Genomic DNA, 23,053 nt, shown 5'->3' with positions numbered 1-23,053 from the left:
CTAGAGGCCAAAATGACCATGAAAACGATTGAAATCACTGGCTTCGGCGGCCCAGATGTTTTGCATCTGGGTGAGCGGCCTGTGCCTGTCGCGGGCGCGGGGGAATTGCTTATCCGTGTGGCAGCCAGTGGTGTCAATCGTCCCGATGTGTTGCAGCGCCAAGGACACTACCCGGTGCCGCCGGGAGTTTCGGACATTCTGGGGCTTGAAGTGGCTGGCACCATCGAAGCGGGCGACCCGCTTGAGTTGGCTGCGGCTGGATTCCAGCTGGGTGACCGTGTGTGTGCGCTGGTGGCGGGTGGCGGTTATGCAGAGTACTGCGTGGCGCCTATTGCCCAATGTCTGCCGGTGCCTGCGGGCTTGAGTGATGTCGAGGCGGCCAGTCTGCCCGAGACGTTTTTCACGGTCTGGAGCAACCTGATGGAGCGTGCGCGCCTGCAGCCCGGTGAAACCGTGCTGATCCAGGGGGGCTCCAGCGGCATTGGTGTCACCGCCATCCAGCTGGCCAAACTGGCCGGTGCACGGGTGTTTGTGACGGCGGGCAGCGCTGAAAAATGTGAGGCTTGCATCGCCCTGGGGGCGGACGCTGCCATCAACTACAAGACACAGGATTTCCAGGACGAGGTGTTGCGCCTGACCGAGGAGGGTCAAGGTGTGGATGTGATCCTGGACATTGTGGCCGGGGCTTATGTGGCCAAAGAGGTTCAATGCCTCAAGGACGATGGGCGCCTTGTCATCATTTCGATACAAGGTGGTACCCGCAGCGAGTTCAACGCGGGCCTGGTCTTGCGCAAGCGTCTGACCATCACGGGTTCGACCTTGCGGCCCAGGTCGGTGGCTTTCAAAGCCGCCATTGCCAAAGCCTGTCTGAAAAACGTCTGGCCAGCGCTGGCTGACGGACGGATCAAGCCGGTGATCTACCGGTCGTTGGCGGCGGCCGATGTGGCGGCGGCGCATGCCTTGATGGAATCGAGCCAGCACGTTGGAAAAATTGTTTTGACTTGGGAACAACATCATGAAAAAGCTGATTGCAGGTAACTGGAAGATGAACGGCAGCCTGGCTGCCAATGACAAGCTGCTCAAAGACATCCTCGCCGGCCTGGGTCAAGCCAGCTGCGAGGTCGCCGTGGGTGTGCCTGCGGTGTATCTGGGGCAGTGCCAGGCCTTGCTGGCGGGCACCAAGATCGATCTCGCATCGCAAGACATTTCGGCGCATGAAGCAGGTGCCTACACCGGTGAAACCTCGGCGGCCATGCTCAAGGAGTTTGGAGTGCGTTACGCCATCGTGGGCCACTCCGAGCGCCGCCAGTACCATGGCGAGACTGATGCTGTGGTTGCCACCAAGGCGCAGCGCGCCCTGAGCAGTGGCATCACGCCGATTGTGTGTGTGGGTGAGACGCTGGCCGAGCGTGAAGCAGGCCTCACGGACGAGGTGGTCAAGCGTCAGCTGGCCGCAGTGATCCAAACAAACGGACATTGCATCAGCGAGGTGGTGGTGGCGTACGAGCCGGTCTGGGCCATTGGCACCGGCAAGACGGCAACGCCGGAGCAGGCGCAGCAAGTGCACGCGGTGTTGCGTGCCCAGTTGAAGGCCGCTTCCGAGCATGCCGACCGCATCAAGCTGCTGTACGGTGGCAGCATGAATGCGGCCAACGCAGCCTCGCTGCTGGCCCAACCCGATATTGACGGTGGCCTGATTGGCGGCGCCGCCCTCAAAGCCCCGGATTTTTTAACGATTATTGCTGCAGCCGCTTGATAAACAAGCGCTGGTAGCTATTGAATGAGGAGTAAGGTATGAATGTTTTGTTGACGATTTTGCTGGCAGTGCAGATGCTGTCTGCGGTGGTGATGGTGGGCTTGATTCTGGTGCAGCACGGCAAGGGCGCTGACATGGGGGCAGCATTTGGCAGTGGTGGCTCAGGCAGCTTGTTTGGGGCCAGTGGCAGCGCCAATTTCCTGTCGCGCACCACCGCCGTGCTGGCCACGGTGTTTTTTGTCAGCACCCTGGGTCTGGCGTATTTCGGGTCGGCTCGTCCGGCTGCGAGCTCTGGCAGTGTTCTTGAAAACGCAGCCCTGGTTGCGCCCGCACCTGTAGCTGCAATTCCTGCAGTTCCTGCATCTGGTGCAGCACAAATTCCGTCGAAGTAATTGACTTTCGAAATATACTCTCACCCTAGGAGAACAAGGATTTCAGGGTAAACTCCCGCTTGCTTCTACAGACTTAACAAACATCAAGGTTTGTGTCTTTAGAAGATCTAAATTGCCGTCGTGGTGGAATTGGTAGACACGCTATCTTGAGGTGGTAGTGGCGACAGCTGTGCGAGTTCGAGTCTCGCCGACGGCACCAGATAAACAACTCGGGCGCATGCAAATGTGCCTGAGATACAAGCAGACAAATCCTTATGATGAACCTCGGTCAGTACCTGCCGGTACTCTTGTTTATCCTGGTGGGTATCGCCATCGGGGTACTTCCCCAGGTGATCGGTTACGTGTTGGGCCCCAATCGCCCCGACGCTGCCAAAAACTCCCCTTATGAATGTGGCTTTGAGGCATTCGGCGACGCCCGAATGACCTTTGATGTCCGCTATTACCTGATTGCCATTCTTTTTATCCTGTTCGATCTGGAAACGGCGCTGCTGTTTCCGTGGGCTGTCACGCTCAGAGAGCTGGGTCTTTACGGTTTCATGGTTGGTTTGGAAATTGTGACCATTCTGACGATTGGCTTTGTGTACATGTGGCTTAAAGGCGCCCTGGATTGGGAGTAAGTCAATGATTGAAGGTGTTCTCAAAGAAGGGTTTGTCACGACGACGTATGACAGCGTCGTGAACTGGGCCAAGACGGGGTCGGTCTGGCCGATGACCTTTGGCTTGGCCTGTTGTGCGGTTGAAATGATGCATGCGGCTGCGGCCCGTTATGACATCAGCCGGTTTGGTGCCGAGGTGTTTCGACCCAGTCCACGTCAGTCTGATCTGATCATTGTGGCGGGCACCTTGACCAACAAGATGGCGCCAGCCTTTCGCAAGGTGTATGACCAGATGGCTGAGCCGCGCTGGGTGATCAGCATGGGGTCGTGCGCCAATGGGGGTGGTTATTACCACTACAGCTATTCTGTGGTGCGTGGCTGCGACCGCATTGTGCCGGTTGATATTTATGTGCCGGGTTGTCCGCCCACCGCCGAGGCGCTGGTGTACGGCATCATTCAGTTGCAGAACAAAATCCGTCGCACGCAAACCATTGCGCGTACTTAAAAGGAATGTCATGACGGTATACGCGGTAAATCCTCATACGCTCCAGGCCCAGGTCAATGTGGCTTTGGGCGAGTTTGTGCAGAGCAGTGCTGTGAAATGGGGTGAGTTGACTTTGGTGGTGAAGGCGGCTGACTACCACCAGGTGGCTGGTATCTTGCGAGATCATCCGGCCTGCCAATTTGAGCAGTTGATTGACTTGTGTGGTGTGGACTATTCAACCTACAAGGATGAACCGCAGCTTGGGCAGCGTTTTTGTGTGGTGCTGCACCTGTTGTCGGTGAGTCTGAATCAGCGCATTCGTCTCAAGGTTTTTGCTACCGACGATGATGCGCCAGTGATTCGTTCAGTTTGCGATATCTGGAGTGCGGCCAACTGGTTCGAGCGCGAAGCCTTTGACCTCTATGGCATCGTTTTTGAGGGGCATGACGATTTGCGCCGGATCCTCACGGATTACGGATTTATTGGTCATCCATTTCGCAAAGACTTTCCCTTGTCCGGGCATGTTGAGATGCGTTATGACGCCGAGCAACGGCGCGTGGTGTATCAGCCTGTCACGATTGAGCCGCGTGAGATCACGCCCCGCATCATCCGTGAAGAGAACTATGGAGGCCTGCCGCAGGCGCAGTAAGTTATGGCGGACATTAAAAACTACACCCTGAATTTTGGCCCGCAGCACCCGGCAGCGCACGGTGTGTTGCGCTTGGTTCTGGAGCTCGATGGTGAGGTGATACAGCGTGCTGACCCGCACATCGGCCTGTTGCACCGCGCCACCGAAAAACTGGCAGAAAACAAGACCTACCTGCAGACTTTGCCCTACATGGATCGTCTGGACTACATGTCCATGATGTGCAACGAGCAGGCGTATTGCCTTGTGATCGAAAAGATGCTAGGTCTGGAAGTCCCTCTTCGCGCACAGTACATCCGGGTGATGTTTGCCGAAATCACCCGCCTGCTCAATCACCTGTTGTGGGTGGGTGCGCACGCGATTGACTGTGGCGCCATGACGGTCATGCTGTATGCCTTCCGCGAACGGGAAGACTTGCTGGATGCGTATGAGGCGGTCAGTGGCGCACGTATGCATGCCGCGTACTTCCGTCCAGGCGGCGTTTACCGCGATTTGCCCGATACGATGCCGCAACATGCACCCAACAAGGTTCGCAGTGCCAAATCCACACAGGCTTTGAATCGCAATCGTGGTGGCAGTCTGCTGGATTTCATCGACGACTTTACCCAGCGTTTCCCGACTTATCTGGGTGAGTACCACACACTTCTGACGGAAAACCGGATCTGGAAGCAGCGCACAGTGGGTATTGGTGTGGTAACGCCAGAGCGGGCGTTGAACCTTGGGTTTACTGGACCGATGTTGCGTGGCTCCGGCATTGCCTGGGATCTGCGCAAACAGCAGCCATACGAGGTTTATGACCGTCTCGACTTCGACATTCCAGTAGGCAAAACTGGGGATACCTACGACCGCTATCTGGTGCGTATGGAGGAAATGAAACAGTCCAATCACATCATCAAACAATGTGTGGACTGGTTGCGAGCCAACCCGGGTCCGGTGATCACGGACAACCACAAGATTGCGCCGCCAGATCGGGAAGCCATGAAAACCAACATGGAAGATCTGATCCACCACTTCAAGCTGTTCACAGAAGGTTTTGCAGTTCCGGAAGGGGAGGCTTACTCAGCCATTGAACATCCCAAAGGGGAATTCGGTATCTACATGGTCAGTGATGGCGCCAACAAGCCGTACCGCATGAAAATTCGACCACCTGCCTTTGTGCATCTGGCTGCTCTCAACGAGATGGGCAAAGGCCACATGATTGCTGACGCGGTGGCGATCATCGGCACCATGGACATTGTGTTTGGGGAAGTTGACCGATGATTTCAGAAAAGTCTCTCGCAGCCTTTGCCAAAGAGGTTGCCAAATATCCGTTCGAGCAACGTCAGTCGGCTGTCATGGCCTGCCTGCAGATTGTTCAGCAGGAACAGGGTTTTGTCAGTCCGGAGAGTGAGCGCTTTGTGGCTGACTACCTGGGTATGGCGCCCATGGCTGTGCATGAAGTCACCAGTTTCTACAACATGTACAACCAGAAGGCAGTGGGAAAGTACAAACTCAATGTTTGCACCAACCTGCCTTGCCAGTTGCGCAGCGGTGCCCATGCGTTGACCCACTTGAAAGAAAAACTTGGCATTGATGCCAATCAGACCACGCCAGATGGGCTGTTCACGCTACAAGAATGTGAGTGTCTTGGTGCCTGTGCCGATGCGCCGGTGATGCTGGTCAACGATACCAATATGTGCAGCTTCATGACCGACGACAAGCTGGATCAGTTGGTGGACGGCCTGCGTTCGATGGAGGTGAAGTCATGAGTGTTGACAGCTTTCTGGCGCAGTTCCAGTCCAGCGGTGTGCAGACCTGTTTTCATAATCGGCATATCAACCCACAAATCCTGGCCAATCTGAATGGCTCCAACTGGCGCCTGAAAGACTACGAAGCGCGTGGTGGTTACAAGGCCTTGCGTCAGGTGCTGGGGTTGGACGGTGGACCTGGTTTGACGCAGGATCAGGTGATTGCCACGGTGAAGGAATCGGGTCTGCGTGGTCGTGGCGGCGCCGGTTTCCCGACCGGACTGAAGTGGAGTTTCATGCCGAGGCAATTCCCGGGGCAAAAGTACTTGGTGTGCAACTCGGATGAGGGTGAGCCCGGTACTTGCAAAGACCGCGACATCATGGAATTCAATCCACATGTTGTGATTGAAGGTATGATCATTGCCGCCTATGCCATGGGCATTTCCGTGGGTTACAACTACATTCACGGCGAGATTTTTCACACCTACCGGCGCTTTGAAGAGGCGTTGGAAGAAGCCCGTGCTGCCGGGCTGTTGGGCAACAACATTCTTGGCACCAGCTTCAGTTTTCAGCTGCATGCGGCCCATGGATTCGGGGCTTACATCTGTGGTGAAGAGACCGGTTTGCTGGAGTCGCTGGAGGGCAAAAAAGGCCAGCCGCGCTTCAAGCCGCCGTTCCCTGCCAGTTTCGGTTTGTACGGCAAGCCAACGACCATCAATAACACCGAAACTTTTGGTGCTGTGCCTTGGATCATTCGCAATGGTGGCAAGGCCTATTTGGAATCGGGCAAGCCCAACAATGGTGGTACCAAGATATTTTCGGTGAGTGGTGACGTGGAGTTGCCAGGCAACTATGAAGTGCCCATGGGCACGTCGTTTGCCGCTTTGCTCGAACTTGCTGGTGGTGTGCGTTCCGGTCGCAAGCTCAAGGCGGTGATTCCTGGCGGGTCGTCGTCACCTGTGTTGCCAGCCCACATCATGATGGACTGCACCATGGACTACGACGCCATCGCCAAGGCGGGGTCGATGCTGGGCTCGGGTGCGGTCATCGTCATGGACGACTCGCGCTGCATGGTCAAGAGTTTGCAGCGACTCAGTTACTTCTACATGCACGAGTCCTGTGGACAGTGCACACCTTGCCGGGAAGGCACGGGCTGGATGTCACGCGTGGTGGACCGCATTGAAAATGGCTTAGGTCGCGAAGCGGATCTGGCTCTGTTGAACTCTGTGGCGGAAGACATTCAAGGGCGCACGATTTGTGCACTGGGCGACGCTGCAGCCATGCCGGTGCGGGCCATGCTCAAGCATTACATGCCTGAATTTGAATACCACATTGCACACAAAACCTGCATGGTTCCCGCATACGTTTGAGTGAGCACCAGATGATTGAAATTGAACTCGACGGTCAAAAAGTAGCGATTGAGCAGGGCAGCACGGTGATGCACGCCGCTGACAAGGTGGGGACCTACATCCCGCATTTCTGTTACCACAAAAAGCTCAGCATCGCGGCGAGTTGCCGCATGTGTCTGGTCGACATCGAAAAAATGCCCAAACCCATGCCGGCTTGTGCCACCTCGGTGACACAAGGCATGGTGGTGCGTACCAAATCCGACAAGGCGATCAAGGCCCAGCAGTCGGTGATGGAGTTTTTGCTGATCAACCATCCTCTGGATTGCCCCATTTGTGACCAAGGCGGTGAATGCCAGTTGCAAGACTTGGCGGTGGGTTATGGCGGCACCGCCTCGCGTTACGAAGAAGAAAAGCGGGTCGTCCCGGTCAAGGACGTGGGCCCTTTGATCTCCATGCAGGAAATGGCGCGCTGCATCCATTGCACCCGTTGTGTGCGCTTTGGGCAGGAGATTGCCGGCGCCATGGAGTTGGGCATGTCGCACCGTGGTGAACACGCCGAAATTGAAACTTTTGGTGGCAAGACGATTGATTCCGAGTTGTCGGGCAACATGATCGACATCTGCCCTGTGGGTGCTCTGACCAGCAAACCGTTCCGTTACAGCGCGCGGACCTGGGAGTTGTCACGTCGCAAGTCCATCAGCCCCCATGACTCCACTGGCACCAATCTGATCGTGCAGGTCAAGAACAACAAGGTCATGCGGGTGGTACCTCTGGAAAATGAAGCGATCAACGAATGTTGGATTGCCGACCGTGACCGTTTTTCTTACGAAGCACTGAACAGTTCAGATCGGCTGACAAGCCCCATGATCAAACAAGGCGGTCAATGGCATGAGGTTGACTGGAAGACCGCGCTGGAATATGTGGCCCACGGTTTAAAGAGCATCAAGACGGACCATGGCGCCGGTGCCATCGGTGCATTGGTCAGCCCGCATAGCACACTTGAGGAGCTGTACCTCGCTGGCGCTTTGGTGCGAGGTTTGGGCAGCGACAACATTGACTACCGGCTCCGTCATGCCCAGTTCGAAACCGGGCAGCCTGGTGTTCGGTTTTTGGGGATGCCGATTGCCAATCTGTCGACCTTGCAGAGTGTTCTGGTGGTTGGCTCCAATCTGCGCAAGGACCATCCCTTGTTCGCCCAGCGTGTGCGCCAAGCCGTCAAGCTGGGTTGTGCCGTTCATGTGGTGACAGCGAGCCCTGTCGATTGGGGTATGCCGGTCGCCACGACATGCACGGCTCCAAGCGCTGGCTGGGTGCAGGTGCTGGCCGATATCGCGGCTGCTGTGGCGCTTGAAAAGCAGATCCAGGCTCCGCAGAGTGGTCAGGCGACCGATGCGGCACGCGCCGTGGCGCTCTCCTTGCTCGGAGGTGAGCGTCGAGCCGTTTTGTTGGGCAATGCGGCGGCACATCACCCTCAGGCCAGCGAGTTGTTGGCCTTGGCCAACTGGATTGGAGAGAACACTGGTGCGACGGTGGGGTACCTGACCGAAGCAGCCAATACGGTTGGTGCGCAGTTTGTGGGAGCTATGCCGAGGACCGGTGGGCTTCATGCCGGTCAAATGCTGGCAGGAGGCCTGAAGGCCGTCATGTTGCTCAATACCGAGCCGCAGTTTGACAGTGCCGGTGGGAAGTCCGCAGTGGCGGCTCTGGCCCAATGTCAGATGGTCGTGACTTTGAGTCCGTTCAAGACCAATCTGGACTGCAGTGATGTGCTATTGCCAATTGCGCCATTTACAGAAACATCCGGAACCTTTGTGAACGCAGAGGGACGGCCACAGAGCTTTCATGCGGTGGTCAAACCCCTGGGTGAAACGCGTCCTGCCTGGAAAGTGTTTCGGGCCTTGGCCAATATCCTGGAGTTGCCGGGTTTTGACGCTGAGTCGTCTCAGGATGTCCTTAAACAGATCCTGGCCGATGCTGATGGTGCGGTTCCTGCGTTTGTGCCAGCTGCGCGTCTCAGCAATGCGAATGCGCAGTCAGCGGTGTCCGGCTCTGGGATGCTGACCCCCTGTGTCGCCAATATTTACCAACTTGATGGCATCGTGCGTCGGGCGCCTGCCTTGCAAAGCACGGCAGACGCCAAATTCGCTGAGACCCAGGAGGTGCCAGCATGATTGACCAGATTTATTCCGGCGGCCTAGGCCTGGTATCCGCTCAGTGGTGGGTGGACATCGTTTGGCCACTGGTGTGGGCTTTGATCAAAATCATCCCCGTTTTGATGATTGTGATGGGTGCGGTGACCTACGCGACCTTGTGGGAGCGCAAGTTGCTGGGCTGGGTGCAAATCCGGATTGGCCCCAATCGTGTCGGTCCATGGGGCCTGTTGCAGCCGATTGCCGATGCCTTGAAACTGATGACCAAGGAAATCGTCAGGCCAGCTGCCTCGGACAAGTTTCTCTTTTATCTGGGACCTGTTCTGACGGTTGCACCCGCTTTGACGGCTTGGGTCGTGGTGCCTTTTGGTCCAGAGATTGCAGTTGCTAACCTGAATGCGGGTCTGTTGTTTCTGATGGCGATTGCGTCTTTGGAGGTGTATGGTGTGATCATCTCAGGATGGTCTTCCAACTCCAAATATGCCTTCCTGGGTGCACTGCGTGCCTCGGCCCAGATGGTGAGTTATGAAATCGCCATGGGTTTTTGCTTCCTGATCGTGTTGATGGTGTCAAACAGTTTGAATATGACGGACATCGTCATGGGACAGAGCCAGGGGCATTTCTCGCAAATGGGATGGAACTTCTTGTCCTGGAATTGGCTGCCGCTGTTGCCGATTGTGGTGGTTTATTTTGTATCCGGTCTGGCTGAAACCAACCGCACCCCTTTTGACGTGATTGAAGGTGAGTCTGAAATTGTGGCCGGGCACATGGTGGAGTACTCTGGCATGTCGTGGGCGATGTTCCAGATGGCTGAGTACGCAAGCATTTGGTTGATCTCCATCCTGAGCGTCACCATGTTTTTTGGTGGTTGGTTGTCGCCCATCGAGGCTTTGAGCTGGATTCCGGGTTGGATCTGGCTTGGGATCAAGACCTTTGCCGTGATGACGGTATTTATCTGGGTACGTGTCACTTTCCCTCGCTTTCGTTATGACCAGATCATGCGCTTGGGTTGGAAGGTCTTTATTCCGGTGACTTTGGTGTGGCTGGTGGTGATTGGTGTCTGGATGCAGACCCCGTGGAACATTTGGAAGTAATGTGAGTCGCTTATGTCAACCCCAACTTTGAATACCAGTAAAAGCTCTTCCGTGAACGCCTTTTTCTTATCGGATTTCCTGTCGAGTTTCTTTCTGACCGAGCTTTTTAAGGGCATGCGGCTTACCGGCAAGTACGCCTTCAAAAGCAAGATCACGCTGGAATATCCCGAGGAAAAAACGCCCTTGTCGCCACGTTTTCGGGGCTTGCATGCGCTTCGTCGTTATGAAACGGGTGAAGAGCGTTGCATCGCCTGCAAGCTGTGTGAAGCGGTCTGCCCCGCGATGGCGATCACCATTGAATCCGAAGAGCGGGCGGATGGATCCCGCCGGACAACCCGTTATGACATCGATTTGACCAAGTGCATCTTTTGCGGTTTTTGTGAAGAGAGCTGTCCGGTGGACTCGATTGTGGAAACAAACATTCTCGAGTACCACGGGGAGGAGCGAGGCGACTTGTACTTCACCAAAGAAATGTTGCTGGCTGTGGGTGACCGTTATGAGCCCCAAATTGCTGCCAGCAAGTTGGCTGATGCCAAATACCGTTGATCCGTCGTAAGAAAGAATCCGAATCATGAGTGTCACGACTGGTCTGTTCTACCTGTTTTCTGCCATCTTGTTGGCCGCTGCTTTTCGGGTGATCACCACACGTAACCCGGTGCATGCGGTCTTGTACTTGGTGCTCACTTTTTTCCAGGCCTCGATGATCTGGATGCTGCTCAAGGCTGAGTTTTTGTCGTTGACCTTGGTGCTGGTCTATGTCGGCGCGGTAATGGTCTTGTTTTTGTTTGTGGTGATGATGCTGGATGTCAACACCGAGGAAATGCGCAAAGGTTTCTGGAAACATTTTCCGCTTGCGGCTGTGTTGGGCCTCTTGATCATTGCAGAGATGTCGGCGGTCCTGCTGGGAGGTTTTCAGGTCGCTGATGCGCCCAGTACTGCAGCCGCGGTGAGCAACGCTGGGGCCGAGCTATCCAATAGCAAGCTGCTGGGCAAACTGCTCTACACCCAATATATTTATCCGCTCGAGGTTGCCACTGCGATTTTGCTGGTTGGCATGATTGCGGCGATTGCGCTGACGTTGCGCCAGCGCAAGGACAGCAAAGCCATTGACCCGGCCGCGCAGGTTCGGGTAAGAGCCAAGGACCGGATGATCGTGGTGAAGATGGCGGCTACCCAACCCGCCTTGCCTGTTGATGCGGTCGAAGCACCATCTGTGGAGAACAAAGCATGACGTTGACCTTGGGCCATTTTTTGACGCTGGGCGCTGTTCTGTTTGCGCTCTCGGTCATTGGCATCTTTTTGAATCGCAAGAACTTGATCGTTTTGCTGATGGCTGTTGAGTTGATGTTGTTGGCTGTCAACACCAATTTCATCGCCTTCTCGCATTACCTGGGTGATCTGCATGGACAGATTTTTGTGTTTTTCATTCTGACAGTTGCCGCCGCAGAGTCCGCCATTGGACTGGCCATTCTGGTGGTGCTGTTCCGGAACAAATCCAACATCAATGTGGACGAACTTGATTCGTTGAAGGGGTAACAGGAAATGAGTCAAACCCTATCCGCCCCCATGTTGGCGGCCGTTCCCCTGGCGCCATTGGTGGGTGCCCTGATGGCCGGTGTGCTGGGAACCAAGTTTGGTGGCAACAGTATGGGACGCCGGGCTTCGCATTCCGTTGCCATCCTCGGTGTGTTGCTGTCTTTCATCCTGTCTGCCTTCACGCTCAAAAGTGTGAGCTTGGATGGCGCACGTTTTAATGAAACCCTCTACACCTGGATGGTGGTCGGTGGCCTGAAGATGGAGATCGGCTTCCTGGTGGATGGTCTCACTGCCATGATGATGTGTGTGGTGACTTTTGTCTCCCTGATGGTGCACATCTACACCATTGGGTATATGGAAGAAGACGAGGGTTACAACCGTTTCTTTTCTTACATCTCGCTGTTTACCTTTTCCATGTTGATGCTGGTGATGAGCAACAACATGCTGCAGCTGTTTTTTGGTTGGGAAGCAGTGGGGCTGGTGTCTTACCTGCTGATTGGCTTCTGGTACAACAAACCAACGGCGATTTTTGCCAACATGAAAGCGTTTTTGGTGAACCGCGTGGGCGACTTCGGGTTCATCCTGGGTATCAGTCTGATTGCGGCTTATGCAGGCACTTTGAGTTACGCCGAGGCTTTTGCGAAAGCCGACGAGTTGGCTGCCATGACCTTGCCAGGAACAGATTGGATGCTGGTCACCGTGATTTGCATTTGCCTGTTCATTGGCGCCATGGGCAAGTCGGCACAGTTCCCTTTACACGTTTGGCTTCCTGACTCCATGGAAGGCCCAACACCCATTTCGGCGCTGATCCATGCCGCCACGATGGTGACCGCTGGTATTTTCATGGTGGCCCGCATGTCTCCGTTGTTTGAGCTGAGTGAGGCCGCACTCAACTTCATCATGGTCATCGGTGCCATCACGGCCTTGTTCATGGGTTTTTTGGGCATCATTCAGAACGACATCAAGCGGGTGGTCGCTTATTCCACGCTGTCGCAGTTGGGATACATGACGGTTGCGCTGGGTGCATCCGCCTACTCGGTGGCGGTGTTTCATCTGATGACCCACGCATTTTTCAAAGCCTTGTTGTTCCTGGCCGCAGGCTCGGTGATCATGGGGCTGCACCATAACCAGGACATCCGCTGGATGGGTGGGGTGCGCAAATACATGCCCATCACCTGGATCACCTCGCTGATTGGTTCGCTGGCCTTGATTGGGACGCCCTTTTTCTCAGGGTTCTATTCCAAGGACGAAATCATCATGGCGGTGCACGCCAGCAATTTGCCAGCCTCCGGGTTTGCCTACTTTGCGGTACTGGCGGGTGTGTTCGTGACCGCGTTTTACTCGTTCAGGCTGTATTTCTTGGTGTTCCATGGCAAAGAACGTTTTGACCAGAATCCGGATGCCCACCATGGACACGACCACGCTGCTGACGATCACGATCACGGTCACGGTCACGGCCATGATGCGCACCACCACCCCAAGGAGTCCCCCTGGGTTGTCACGATTCCTTTGATTTTGCTGGCCATACCTTCTTTGATCATTGGTTACCACACCATTGGGCCGATGTTGTTTGGAGACTTCTTCAAAGATGCCATTTTTGTGAACCACGAGATTCACAAAGCCATGGAAGTTCTCTCGGAAGAATTCCATGGTGCGGCAGCGTTGGCACGGCACGGCTTCTCGGCGACACCTTTCTGGCTGGCTCTGGCAGGTGTGGTCTGTTCTTACTACATGTACATGGTCAATCCAGCCTTGCCTGCTGCGATCAAACGCAGCATGATGCCGCTTTATCAGTTGTTGGACAACAAGTATTACCTGGACTGGTTCAACGAGAACGTCTTGGCGCGCGGCGCGCGCGGTTTGGGGACGTTGTTCTGGAAGGTTGGGGATCAAACGCTGATTGACGGCGCTGCCGTCAATGGTTCTTGGCGTGTGGTTGGTTTGATCTCCAGCGTGGTCAGGAAATTCCAGACCGGGTACTTGTACGACTACGCGCTGTCGATGGTGCTGGGCATCTTCGTGCTCATGACGTATTTCGTCTGGCTCAAATAGGAGAAAGATAAAAATGGGTTTTTTGAGCCTGGCTATTTGGATGCCAATTCTGTTTGGTGTCGTTCTGTTGGCGATGGGGCGGGAGGATCAAGTCCGCACTGTGCGCTGGTTGGCCTTGTTTGGGGCTGTACTCAGTTTGTTGGTGACCTTGCCGTTGTACCTGCAGTTTGATATCTCAACGGCAGCGATGCAGTTTGTCGAGTTGTCGCCTTGGATTGAGCGTTTCAACGTCAACTATCACCTCGGCGTGGACGGCATTTCGCTGTGGTTTGTGCTGCTCACCGCCTTTATCAATGTGATTGTGGTGATTGCCGCTTGGGAAGTGATTACCAGCCGGGTGAACCAGTACATGGGTGCTTTCCTGATCCTCAGCGGCTTGATGATCGGGGTTTTCTGTGCACTGGATGGGTTGTTGTTCTACGTGTTCTTTGAAGCCACGCTGATCCCGATGTACCTGATCATCGGGATCTGGGGTGGTCCGAACAAGATCTACGCGTCCTTCAAATTTTTTCTGTACACCTTGCTCGGCTCCTTGTTGATGCTGGTGGCCCTGATTTATCTTTATGTGCAGTCCGGCAGCAGCTTTGATCTGGCGGCGTGGCACAAGTTGCCGCTCGACAGCACAGCGCAAACGTTGTTGTTTTTTGCCTTTTTGTCGGCGTTTGCTGTCAAGGTGCCGATGTGGCCGGTGCACACTTGGTTGCCAGATGTGCACGTAGAGGCCCCCACAGGCGGTTCTGCTGTGCTGGCTGCGATCATGTTGAAACTGGGGGCGTATGGCTTTCTGCGGTTCTCGCTGCCGATTGCGCCAGATGCCTCGCACCACTGGGCCGGCCTGATGATTGGCTTGTCGCTGGTGGCCGTGGTGTACGTGGGTCTGGTGACCTTGGTGCAGCGGGATATGAAGAAGCTCGTGGCGTATTCCTCGGTGGCTCACATGGGCTTTGTCACGCTGGGCTTCTTCATCTTTAATGAGCTTGGGGTTTCGGGTGGCATCGTTCAGATGATTTCACACGGTTTTGTTTCGGCGGCCATGTTCTTGTCTATCGGTGTGTTGTACGACCGCATGCACTCCCGGGAGATCGCCAGTTATGGTGGTGTGGTCAACACCATGCCGCGTTTCACCGCGTTTGCCTTGCTGTTTGTCATGGCCAACTGCGGCTTGCCGGGTACCGCCGGTTTTGTGGGTGAGTGGATGGTGATCCTCGGTGCCGTCAAGGTCAATTTCTGGGTGGGTATGGCAGCGGCCAGCGCCTTGATTTTTGGTGCGGCTTACTCCCTGTGGATGTTCAAGCGGGTTTACTTGGGACCGGTGGCCAACGACCATGTCAAACATCTGGCCGACATCAACAAGCGCGAATTTTTCTTCCTGGCTTTGCTGGCCATTGCCGTGCTGTACATGGGTATCTACCCGAAACCGTTCACCGATGTGATGGATGTCTCCGTGGCTGAGTTGCTGCGGCATGTCGCCCAATCCAAGCTGCCCTGAGTTATCCAATCTGATTCCCTAGACAAGAGACACACATGTTTGACAAACTCAGTTTGATGGCTGTAATTCCAGAAGTGATCCTGTTGGTCATGGCCTGCGTGATCCTGCTGTTTGATCTGTCGGTCAAAAGTGCCAAGCGGGGTGCGACCTATGGGCTCACGCTGGTGACACTCGCGGTGGTGGTCGCGTTGGAGGCTGCGTCTGCGACTTCCGGCCAAACCGTTTATGCCTTTGGCAACATGGTTGTCAACGATGCCATGGGCCACTGGCTCAAGTGTTTTGCCGCAGCAGCTGTCATGGTGGTGCTGGTCTATGGGCGAGACTACGCTGCTGGCCGCGACATGTTGCGCGGCGGTGATCTGTTCACCCTGAGTTTGTTTTCGTTGCTGGGCATGTTTGTGATGATCTCAGGCAACAACTTCTTGGGTATCTACATGGGTATTGAGTTGTTGACGCTCTCAAGTTACGCCATGGTGGCACTACGCCGCGACCACGTGCTGTCGACAGAGGCGGCCATGAAATATTTTGTGCTGGGTGCGCTGGCTTCGGGCTTGTTGCTCTACGGTATGTCGATGTTGTACGGTGCAACCGGCAGTCTGGATTTGGGGCAGGTGTTGAAGGCGATCAACGGTGGGCAGATTGATCACCAGATTCTGATTTTTGGTCTGGTGTTTCTGGTGGCTGGCCTGGCGTTCAAACTCGGTGTGGTGCCGTTCCACATGTGGATTCCAGATGTCTACCAAGGTGCACCAACCGTGGTCACCCTGATGGTCGCTGGCGCCCCGAAGTTGGCTGCGTTCGCCGTGTTCATTCGTCTGCTGGTTGAGGGGCTGTTGCCTTTGGCGGTGGACTGGCAACAAATGCTGATGGTGATGGCTGTGGCCTCGCTGGCGATTGGTAACCTGGCGGCGATTGCTCAGACCAATGTCAAGCGGATGCTGGCGTTCTCCACCATCTCGCACATGGGTTTTGTGTTGGTCGGCATGATGTCTGGTGTGGTCAGCGGGCATGCGGATGCGGCTGGCAATGCCTACGGTGCATCCATGTTTTATGTTGTCTCCTATGTGTTGACAACCTTGGCCAGTTTTGGTGTCATTTTGCTGCTGTCGCGTGAAGGTTTCGAGAGTGAAGAGATTGCTGACTTTGCCGGGCTGAATCAACGCAGCCCGCTCTACGCTGGCATCATGGCACTGTGCCTGTTCTCCTTGGCAGGTATTCCCCCGATGGTTGGGTTTTATGCCAAGCTGGCTGTTCTGGAGGCCTTGGTGGCCACGGGTGGAACGGTCTACATCGCTTTGGCGGTGTATGCGGTGATGATGTCATTGATTGGCGCCTTCTACTACTTGCGTGTGGTCAAAGTGATGTATTTTGATGCGCCAGTCAACACGGCGCCTTTGACCGCAGGCATGGATGTGCGTGCCGTGCTGACCATCAACGCGGCCTTGTTGCTGGTCTTGGGGCTGTTGCCCGGTGGTTTGATGACACTGTGTGCCAATGCCGTGCTGAAGATGCTGGCCACCTGACCGCCAGCCGCTTCTGACCCTTCCATCTGTACCCAGAGGCCGACATGGAACACTTGCAGGAGAAACAGGTCGGCAGCGCAGAGTTGTGCAAGGGCAGTTTCCTGCATGTTTTGCGTGATACCGTCGAGCTGTCCAACGGGGCTCTGACAACCCGGGAATACGTGGTCCATCCTGGTGCCGTGATGGTGGTGCCGCTGATCGAGGATGCCCAGGGTGAGGTCCGCCTGGTGCTGGAGCGCCAGTTTCGCTACCCCTTGAACCGTGTGATGGTGGAGTTCCCGGCTGGCAAGAAGGATCCTGGCGAAGAGCCGTTTCAATGTGCCCAACGTGAGCTGCGCGAGGAAACCGGTTACCTGGCGCGCTTCTGGGCGCATGCCGGTGTGATGCATCCGGTGGCAGCCTATTCGACCGAGGTCATCGACATCTGGTTTGCCAAGGGCCTGACCGCTGGTGCCCGACAGCTGGACGCCGACGAATTATTGGATGTGTTCACTGCAACGCCGGCGGAGCTCCTGACCTGGTGCCGCGAAGGGCAGGTCACCGACGCCAAGACTTTGATGGCCGCTTTGTGGCTGCAAAACGTGTTTTCCGGCGCGTGGACGCTGGACTGGTTTGAAACGACTTAGCCTGATGACACAGATCTGCTGACAGCCTCCGCAGCGATCACTTCCCTGATTTCTCCGGTGTTGATCAGTCTGTCTTGCCTTCTGGGCAGATACAGGAGACAGTGATGAACGACACCTCGCTGGCGGCGCTGCGCAGCTTTGCGCGTGAAAACACCGGGCTCCATGGTCACGTCCTGGCCGATTTTGTTGCTAACTATTTTTATAGCGCAGACCCCAATGAAATAGAGGCCCGCGGGCCAAATTGCCTGATGGCCATGGCCTGTGCCCATCTGCGTTTGCTGGAGCTGCCACCGAGCCCCTCTGGCGCACGGGTCAGGGTGTTCAACCCGAGCATTGCCGAAGACGGATTTGTGAGTGATCACACCGTGGTCCAAATTGTGCAGGACGACATGCCCTTTTTGGTGGACTCGGTCACGATGGCGGTCAACCGGGCGGGATACACCGCACACTGGATTGTTCATCCGCTGCTGGTGATTCAGTTGGACGCCCAGCGACGGCTCAGTCAAGTTCGCCATGCCAATCCGGCAGCGCTGGCCGAGAGCGCCGTCCAGTCCTTTATTGTGGTGGAGTGTGACCGCATCATCTCCGAGCCAGAGCGCCAGGCTTTGCAGGCTGATCTGCTGCGTGTCCTGGCAGACGTGTCGGCCGCTGTCAGCGATTGGCCCGCGATGCTGGCCCGTTTGCAGGAAGTCATCGACGTGTCCGAGCAAGCACCTCAGCGCACGGCAGCCATGTCCGAAGGTGTGGCCTTCCTGCGCTGGCTGGAGGCACAACACTTCACCTTTCTCGGTGCTCGTGACTACAGCGTGTCGCGTGAGGGGGAGCTTGTTCATCTCACGGCGATCCCTCACACCGGTTTGGGCATTTTGCGGGGAGATCCCCTCACACCGGTCAGCCAGTTGCCTTTGGACGCACAGGCGATCCTGGAGACGGATCAGCTGGTGGTTACCACCAAGGCCATGACGCGCTCTACGGTGCACCGTCCGGCCTGGCTCGACTGTCTGGCGATCAAGCGGTTGGACGAGGCGGGCAGGGTGGTGGGTGAAACTCGTTTTCTGGGGCTGTACACCTCCAAAGCTTACGCGGCACCGGTTGCCGACATTCCCCAGGTGCGGCTGCGCATCACCCAGGTCATGCGGGCGGCTGAGGTGATGCCTGAGAGCCACGCCGCCAAATCGCTGCAAGCCATCCTGGAAGCCTATCCGCGTGACGAGTTGTTCCAGGTGGACACAGCCACCCTGATCCAGCATGCGATTGGCATCCTGCGCTTGCAGGAGCGCCAGCGCACCTGTGTCTTCTTGCGGCACGACCCTTTTGGCCGTTTCACCTCGGTGCAGGTCTATGTGCCACGCGACCGTTACAACACCGAGTTGCGCCTGCGTATTGGGGAAGAACTGGTGCGCACCTTGGATGGCCAGTCGATCGAGTTCACGCCGATGTTGACGGACCATCCGATGGCGCGCATCCACTACCTGATTCGCACCGCCCAAGCTGTGGCGTCCCATCTGGATGAGCCTGCCTTGGCGGCCCGCATTGCCACGCTGGCACGGCGCTGGGAGGACGATTGCAAGTTGGCGCTGTTACAAATCCATGGCGAAGAAGCAGGCCTGGCGCTGGCCAAACGTTTTGCAGATGCTTTTTCTGCCAGTTACAAGGAAGATTTTTCTGGCGCGGTAGCGGCCGACGATGCGCTGGTCTTGTCAACACTGTCCGAGCGTGTGGGCTTGGCGGTCAGGCTGTACCGCCCGGTCCAGCCCAAACCAGATGTTGTTCGTTTGAAGATGTACAGCACCAGCAAGTTGGCTTTGTCAGATTCGCTACCGATTCTGGAATGTATGGGTGCCCGGGTGTTGGACGAACATCCCTACCGGGTGATGGAGGCGGGGGCACAGCGCCACTTCTGGATTCACGACCTGGGCCTGCAGTTACCCGACAACACCGACTTCTCCACCATCAAAGAACGCTTCGAGTCTTTGTTTCTAAGGGTGTGGTACAACGAATTTGATAGTGATCGGTTGAACCAACTGGTGCTGGTCACCCTGCTGGACGGTCGAGCCATCTCGGTGTTGCGCGCCTACACGCGCTACTTCCGTCAGCTTGGATTTGCCTTCAGCCAGGCCTACATCGAGACCACACTGCGCAAAAACGCAGCACTTACCCAGCTGCTTTTTGATCTGTTTGCCACACGTTTTGACCCCGATCTGGCGGGAGACCGCGACGCGGCCCAGCAAGGCCTGTCAGAGCACATTGAACGTTTGCTCGGTGAGGTGGCCAGCCTGGAAGAAGACCGCGTTATCCGCCAGTTTTACAACAGCATGTTGTCAACGGTTCGCACCAATGCCTGGCAGACCACGGTGGATGGGCTCCACAAGCCTTATCTGAGCTTCAAGTTCGAGCCGAAAAAGATGCCGGGTGTGCCCGAGCCCAAGCCACAGCATGAGATCTGGGTCTACGCCCCGCGTTTTGAGGGGGTGCATCTGCGCCACGGCAAGGTGGCGCGTGGCGGCATCCGCTGGTCAGACCGGCGCGAGGACTTCCGTACCGAGATATTGGGGCTGGTCAAGGCGCAACACGTCAAAAACACGGTGATTGTGCCGGTCGGCTCGAAAGGTGGTTTTGTGCTCAAGGCGGCGCCTAGTCCGTCTGACCGTGACGCCACCCTGGCCGAGGGTATCGCGTGTTACCGCCTCTTCCTCTCGGGTTTGCTGGACCTGACCGACAACCTGGTCCAAGGTCAGGTGGTGGCGCCAGAGCGGGTGGTTCGCCATGACCCGGATGACCCGTATCTGGTGGTCGCGGCGGACAAGGGCACGGCGAGTTTTTCGGACATTGCCAACAGCCTGTCTGCTGACTACGGGTTCTGGCTGGGGGATGCCTTTGCCTCGGGTGGCTCGGTGGGGTATGACCACAAAAAGATGGGGATCACCGCGCGAGGGGCCTGGGAATCGACCAAACGGCATTTCCGCTCGTTGGGCATCAACACCCAAACCACGCCGTTCACCGTGGTCGGCATCGGTGACATGTCCGGTGATGTGTTTGGCAATGGCATGCTGTTGTCCGAACACATCCGGCTGGTGGCTGCGTTTGACCATCGGCATATCTTCATCGACCCGAGTCCCGATGTGGCTGCCAGTTTTGCCGAGCGCCGACGCCTGTTTGGCCTGGCCCGATCCAGCTGGGACGACTATGACAAGGCCTTGATCTCGGACGGTGGCGGTGTGTATTCACGCGGCGCCAAGTCCATCAGGCTGTCGGTGGCCGCTCAGGCTGTTCTGGGGATACCGGTTCAAGAGCTGTCACCGGTCGAGCTTCTCAATGCCTTGCTCAAGGCACCGGTGGATCTGATCTACAACGGCGGCATTGGCACTTATGTCAAATCTTCCCGAGAAACCCATGCCCAGGCCGGTGACAAAGCCGGTGACGCTTTCCGCGTGAATGGCTCGGAGTTGCGTTGCAAAGTGCTGGTGGAAGGGGGCAACCTCGGGTGTACCCAGAACGGGCGTATTGAGTATGCCCAAAAAGGTGGCCTGATCTACACCGATGCCATCGACAACTCGGCTGGGGTGGACTGTTCGGACCATGAGGTCAACATCAAGATCCTGCTGGACCGGGTGCTTGAGGCGGGGGACATGACCCTCAAGCAGCGCAACGATCTGCTGGCCTCCATGACCGAGGAAGTCGGCCATTTGGTGCTGGCGGACAACTATTACCAAACCCAGGCCTTGGATGTGGCCTGCCATCGCCCCAGTTATTTCCTGGATGGTCAACAACGGCTCATGCAGTGGCTCGAGGGGTCTGGTCGGCTGGACCGAGCCATCGAGTTTTTGCCCACGGACGAAGAGATCAGGCTGCGCCGTGCTGCAGCAACAGGACTGAGCGCTCCTGAGAACGCGGTGTTGCTGGCCTATGCCAAGATTGCTGTGTTCAACGATTTGATTGTCAGTGACCTGCCAGACGACCTGTTTTTCAACCGTTCACTGCAAGCTTATTTCCCGAAAGTTCTGACAGAAAAATTCAGCGCTGCCATAGCCTCGCACCCCCTCAAGCGCGAGATCATCGCCACCCATGTGACCAACACCTTGGTCAACCGCATGGGCGCGACCTTTGTCAATTTCCTGGCTGCAGAAGCTGCCGCCAAGACCGCTGATGTGGTGCGCGCCTATACCTTGGCGCGAGAAATCTTTGACCTGGAAACGCTGTGGGACCAGATTGACACTCTGGACGCCCAGATTCCCAGCGCCCTGCAGCTGGATTTGTTAGGCAAGCTGATGTCGATTGCCAAACGTGCGTCACGCTGGATGCTGCGCAAACGTGACAAGGCGACTGATCTGCCGACTCTGATTACACGTTACCAACCGGGTGCCAGTGAGTTGCGTGCACACCTGGACGACTGGTTGCCTGAGGCCACCCAACAGGTCTGGCAACAGATGACACAGGAGTGGGTGGACCAGGGTGTGGCCGTTGATCTGGCGCGACGTCTGACATCGCTCGAGTTTGCGTTTCCTGCCCTGGATCTGGTGGACCTCAGTGCGTCGGCCCATATCCCGCTGGAACAGGCCGCCCGAACCTATTTTGCGGTGGCGGTCACACTGGATTTGTCGGGTTGGCGCACACAAATCAACCGCTTGCCGACAGATACCCTGTGGCAGACCCAGGCGCGCAGCAGTGCCCGAGACGACATTTATGCCATGGCGGGGCAGATCACCCAGACCGTGTTGACGCGGCACACCAGCGTGGACGATTGGTCGGCACGGCATGCTGGCCAAATCGGACGTTTGCGCCAGTTGTTGCAGACCATCGGGGCACAAGCGCCAGATCTGGCTCCGGTCTCGGTGGCCTTGCGGGAGTTGCGGCATTTGGCCTGATGTGTTGTGACCTGCTCAGGAGTCGCAGGCCGTGACGGCACATGAACAGCCGGGTCAGGCCGAGGTGTTGAGCAAACGCCCCGTGGTTTTCTCAGGCGTTGTTTGCGCTTGTTGGCTGTAGTTTTTTTGCAGGGCAAGCGAGGGTGACGCTTGGCTTGCCCAGGTCTGTGCCGCCAGTGTGAACAGGCTGCCGTTCACGATGTTTTTCTGGGTGTTGGACAGGTCGACCTCCAGGATCGGTTTGCCCAACTGAAAGACACCCGCCAAAGTGTTTTCGTAGGTGGGCTCACTCTTCACCTGTGTGGTGATTTGTTTGGAGGCTGCTGGGGTGGCGCTGGGGGCTGTTTGTGCCTGTTTCTCAAAGTTTTGTGCCCGCTGGCGTGCTTGCTGCACTAGCCGGTCTTGTTCTTCTGCTTGTAAACGCAGGTTTTCGGCGTTGGCTTCGGCTTGGTCGGCCTCACGCCTGGCCTGTTGCACACGGCTTTTGAGCAGCGTGGACTGCAACGACGGTGTGGCACTGTTGGTGGCTGCCAAGGCGGCCATGATGGCACCTGTGCTGGGTGGTAATCAGGCCGTGACGTTGAGCAGTCGCCCGGTGGTTTGACCCTGGGTGTTGACCACAGGTTTGGGAGGCGGTGTCTCGGCAGGCTTTGTTTCTGCCTTCTGCCCTTGTTCCTGCTCGCTTGTTTGCTTTGTTTTTTGTAGCTGCGTGGGCTGTTGGGTGGATTGCGTGGGTGACGTCCGGGTGCTTGAAATTTCCATGGTGTA

The 23,053-nt window shown here is 56.4% G+C and carries 21 protein-coding genes and 1 tRNA gene; 20 read left to right on the top strand and 2 right to left on the bottom strand.

The window, feature by feature from the left end; translation table 11 throughout:
• Positions 1–18 precede the first annotated feature (18 nt).
• The 20 genes from RF819_RS04645 (at position 19) to RF819_RS04550 (ending at position 22,285) form a co-directional block, all read left to right on the top strand.
• Complete coding sequence (locus RF819_RS04645; protein ID WP_078366769.1) at positions 19–1,038, top strand: NAD(P)H-quinone oxidoreductase; 1,020 nt, start codon at positions 19–21, stop codon at positions 1,036–1,038.
• Positions 1,016–1,756, top strand: a complete 741-nt coding sequence (gene tpiA, locus RF819_RS04640) for a triose-phosphate isomerase (RefSeq protein WP_078363894.1) — start codon at positions 1,016–1,018, stop codon at positions 1,754–1,756. The genes RF819_RS04645 and tpiA overlap by 23 nt, the downstream gene beginning before the upstream one ends.
• Before the next feature lie 38 nt (positions 1,757–1,794).
• Positions 1,795–2,148 carry a preprotein translocase subunit SecG gene (gene secG / locus RF819_RS04635; protein WP_078363893.1) on the top strand — a complete coding sequence of 118 codons (354 nt, stop codon included), beginning with the start codon at positions 1,795–1,797 and terminating at the stop codon, positions 2,146–2,148.
• Positions 2,149–2,262: 114 nt separating this feature from the next.
• Positions 2,263–2,347, top strand: a tRNA-Leu gene (locus tag RF819_RS04630).
• 58 nt (positions 2,348–2,405) lie between these two features.
• Positions 2,406–2,765 (top strand): NADH-quinone oxidoreductase subunit A, encoded by a 360-nt coding sequence (locus RF819_RS04625; RefSeq protein ID WP_078363892.1) that lies wholly within the window; start codon positions 2,406–2,408, stop codon positions 2,763–2,765.
• 4 nt (positions 2,766–2,769) lie between these two features.
• The gene (locus tag RF819_RS04620; RefSeq protein WP_078363891.1) at positions 2,770–3,249 is read left to right on the top strand and encodes a NuoB/complex I 20 kDa subunit family protein; all 480 of its coding nucleotides are present in this window, start codon (positions 2,770–2,772) and stop codon (positions 3,247–3,249) included.
• Positions 3,250–3,259: 10 nt separating this feature from the next.
• Positions 3,260–3,877 carry an NADH-quinone oxidoreductase subunit C gene (locus RF819_RS04615; protein ID WP_078363890.1) on the top strand — a complete coding sequence of 206 codons (618 nt, stop codon included), beginning with the start codon at positions 3,260–3,262 and terminating at the stop codon, positions 3,875–3,877.
• 3 nt (positions 3,878–3,880) lie between these two features.
• A complete protein-coding gene (locus RF819_RS04610) occupies positions 3,881–5,134 on the top strand; it encodes an NADH-quinone oxidoreductase subunit D (protein WP_078363889.1) in 1,254 nt (417 codons plus the stop codon).
• The gene (gene nuoE, locus RF819_RS04605) at positions 5,131–5,622 is read left to right on the top strand and encodes an NADH-quinone oxidoreductase subunit NuoE (protein ID WP_078363888.1); all 492 of its coding nucleotides are present in this window, start codon (positions 5,131–5,133) and stop codon (positions 5,620–5,622) included. The genes RF819_RS04610 and nuoE overlap by 4 nt, the downstream gene beginning before the upstream one ends.
• The gene (gene nuoF / locus RF819_RS04600) at positions 5,619–6,971 is read left to right on the top strand and encodes an NADH-quinone oxidoreductase subunit NuoF (protein ID WP_078363887.1); all 1,353 of its coding nucleotides are present in this window, start codon (positions 5,619–5,621) and stop codon (positions 6,969–6,971) included. Before nuoE ends, nuoF begins: the two co-directional genes overlap by 4 nt.
• 11 nt (positions 6,972–6,982) lie before the next feature.
• Positions 6,983–9,121: an NADH-quinone oxidoreductase subunit NuoG gene (nuoG, locus tag RF819_RS04595; protein WP_078363886.1), complete on the top strand. Its 2,139-nt coding sequence runs from the start codon at positions 6,983–6,985 to the stop codon at positions 9,119–9,121.
• Positions 9,118–10,194 (top strand): NADH-quinone oxidoreductase subunit NuoH, encoded by a 1,077-nt coding sequence (gene nuoH, locus RF819_RS04590; protein ID WP_078363885.1) that lies wholly within the window; start codon positions 9,118–9,120, stop codon positions 10,192–10,194. The genes nuoG and nuoH overlap by 4 nt, the downstream gene beginning before the upstream one ends.
• A gap of 12 nt (positions 10,195–10,206) precedes the next feature.
• Positions 10,207–10,740, top strand: a complete 534-nt coding sequence (nuoI, locus tag RF819_RS04585) for an NADH-quinone oxidoreductase subunit NuoI (protein WP_078363884.1) — start codon at positions 10,207–10,209, stop codon at positions 10,738–10,740.
• Between the two features lie 25 nt (positions 10,741–10,765).
• Entirely contained in the window at positions 10,766–11,425 is a 660-nt protein-coding gene (locus RF819_RS04580) for an NADH-quinone oxidoreductase subunit J (RefSeq protein WP_078363883.1), read from the top strand.
• A complete protein-coding gene (gene nuoK / locus RF819_RS04575) occupies positions 11,422–11,730 on the top strand; it encodes an NADH-quinone oxidoreductase subunit NuoK (RefSeq protein ID WP_078363882.1) in 309 nt (102 codons plus the stop codon). Before RF819_RS04580 ends, nuoK begins: the two co-directional genes overlap by 4 nt.
• A gap of 6 nt (positions 11,731–11,736) precedes the next feature.
• Positions 11,737–13,782 carry an NADH-quinone oxidoreductase subunit L gene (nuoL, locus tag RF819_RS04570; protein ID WP_078363881.1) on the top strand — a complete coding sequence of 682 codons (2,046 nt, stop codon included), beginning with the start codon at positions 11,737–11,739 and terminating at the stop codon, positions 13,780–13,782.
• A 13-nt stretch (positions 13,783–13,795) separates the two neighbouring features.
• Positions 13,796–15,271 carry an NADH-quinone oxidoreductase subunit M gene (locus RF819_RS04565; RefSeq protein WP_078363880.1) on the top strand — a complete coding sequence of 492 codons (1,476 nt, stop codon included), beginning with the start codon at positions 13,796–13,798 and terminating at the stop codon, positions 15,269–15,271.
• A gap of 35 nt (positions 15,272–15,306) precedes the next feature.
• Positions 15,307–16,794, top strand: coding sequence for an NADH-quinone oxidoreductase subunit NuoN (nuoN, locus tag RF819_RS04560; protein ID WP_078363879.1), 1,488 nt, complete (start codon positions 15,307–15,309; stop codon positions 16,792–16,794).
• 44 nt (positions 16,795–16,838) lie between these two features.
• Positions 16,839–17,420, top strand: a complete 582-nt coding sequence (locus RF819_RS04555; protein WP_078363878.1) for an NUDIX domain-containing protein — start codon at positions 16,839–16,841, stop codon at positions 17,418–17,420.
• A 104-nt stretch (positions 17,421–17,524) separates the two neighbouring features.
• Positions 17,525–22,285, top strand: coding sequence for an NAD-glutamate dehydrogenase (locus RF819_RS04550; protein ID WP_078363877.1), 4,761 nt, complete (start codon positions 17,525–17,527; stop codon positions 22,283–22,285).
• A gap of 54 nt (positions 22,286–22,339) precedes the next feature.
• Here the strand turns inward: RF819_RS04550 and RF819_RS04545 are convergent, their stop codons facing one another.
• Both RF819_RS04545 and RF819_RS20935 read right to left on the bottom strand, forming a co-directional pair.
• Complete coding sequence (locus RF819_RS04545) at positions 22,340–22,828, bottom strand: DUF2058 domain-containing protein (RefSeq protein ID WP_143541606.1); 489 nt, start codon at positions 22,826–22,828, stop codon at positions 22,340–22,342.
• 24 nt (positions 22,829–22,852) lie between these two features.
• Entirely contained in the window at positions 22,853–23,047 is a 195-nt protein-coding gene (locus RF819_RS20935) for a hypothetical protein (RefSeq protein WP_143541605.1), read from the bottom strand.
• Positions 23,048–23,053: the final 6 nt, after the last annotated feature.

This window comes from Rhodoferax fermentans, from assembly GCF_002017865.1.
In the GTDB taxonomy this organism is placed as follows: Bacteria; Pseudomonadota; Gammaproteobacteria; order Burkholderiales; family Burkholderiaceae_C; genus Rhodoferax; species Rhodoferax fermentans.
The sequence above is the reverse complement of the archived record's forward strand: the minus strand, read 5'-3'. Positions and strand labels throughout refer to the sequence as shown.

Excerpts from the sequence above, each read along its gene's own strand:
- nuoG (WP_078363886.1), top strand. The coding sequence starts at position 6,983 with ATGATTGAAATTGAACTCGACGGTCAAAAAGTAGCGATTGAGCAGGGC.
- RF819_RS04615 (WP_078363890.1), top strand. The coding sequence starts at position 3,260 with ATGACGGTATACGCGGTAAATCCTCATACGCTCCAGGCCCAGGTCAAT.
- RF819_RS20935 (WP_143541605.1), bottom strand. The coding sequence starts at position 23,047 with ATGGAAATTTCAAGCACCCGGACGTCACCCACGCAATCCACCCAACAG.
- RF819_RS04645 (WP_078366769.1), top strand. The coding sequence starts at position 19 with ATGAAAACGATTGAAATCACTGGCTTCGGCGGCCCAGATGTTTTGCAT.
- RF819_RS04545 (WP_143541606.1), bottom strand. The coding sequence starts at position 22,828 with ATGGCCGCCTTGGCAGCCACCAACAGTGCCACACCGTCGTTGCAGTCC.
- nuoK (WP_078363882.1), top strand. The coding sequence starts at position 11,422 with ATGACGTTGACCTTGGGCCATTTTTTGACGCTGGGCGCTGTTCTGTTT.
- RF819_RS04620 (WP_078363891.1), top strand. The coding sequence starts at position 2,770 with ATGATTGAAGGTGTTCTCAAAGAAGGGTTTGTCACGACGACGTATGAC.
- RF819_RS04565 (WP_078363880.1), top strand. The coding sequence starts at position 13,796 with ATGGGTTTTTTGAGCCTGGCTATTTGGATGCCAATTCTGTTTGGTGTC.
- RF819_RS04555 (WP_078363878.1), top strand. The coding sequence starts at position 16,839 with ATGGAACACTTGCAGGAGAAACAGGTCGGCAGCGCAGAGTTGTGCAAG.
- tpiA (WP_078363894.1), top strand. The coding sequence starts at position 1,016 with ATGAAAAAGCTGATTGCAGGTAACTGGAAGATGAACGGCAGCCTGGCT.
- RF819_RS04550 (WP_078363877.1), top strand. The coding sequence starts at position 17,525 with ATGAACGACACCTCGCTGGCGGCGCTGCGCAGCTTTGCGCGTGAAAAC.
- nuoL (WP_078363881.1), top strand. The coding sequence starts at position 11,737 with ATGAGTCAAACCCTATCCGCCCCCATGTTGGCGGCCGTTCCCCTGGCG.
- RF819_RS04625 (WP_078363892.1), top strand. The coding sequence starts at position 2,406 with ATGAACCTCGGTCAGTACCTGCCGGTACTCTTGTTTATCCTGGTGGGT.
- secG (WP_078363893.1), top strand. The coding sequence starts at position 1,795 with ATGAATGTTTTGTTGACGATTTTGCTGGCAGTGCAGATGCTGTCTGCG.
- RF819_RS04580 (WP_078363883.1), top strand. The coding sequence starts at position 10,766 with ATGAGTGTCACGACTGGTCTGTTCTACCTGTTTTCTGCCATCTTGTTG.
- nuoE (WP_078363888.1), top strand. The coding sequence starts at position 5,131 with ATGATTTCAGAAAAGTCTCTCGCAGCCTTTGCCAAAGAGGTTGCCAAA.
- nuoH (WP_078363885.1), top strand. The coding sequence starts at position 9,118 with ATGATTGACCAGATTTATTCCGGCGGCCTAGGCCTGGTATCCGCTCAG.
- RF819_RS04610 (WP_078363889.1), top strand. The coding sequence starts at position 3,881 with ATGGCGGACATTAAAAACTACACCCTGAATTTTGGCCCGCAGCACCCG.
- nuoI (WP_078363884.1), top strand. The coding sequence starts at position 10,207 with ATGTCAACCCCAACTTTGAATACCAGTAAAAGCTCTTCCGTGAACGCC.
- nuoF (WP_078363887.1), top strand. The coding sequence starts at position 5,619 with ATGAGTGTTGACAGCTTTCTGGCGCAGTTCCAGTCCAGCGGTGTGCAG.
- nuoN (WP_078363879.1), top strand. The coding sequence starts at position 15,307 with ATGTTTGACAAACTCAGTTTGATGGCTGTAATTCCAGAAGTGATCCTG.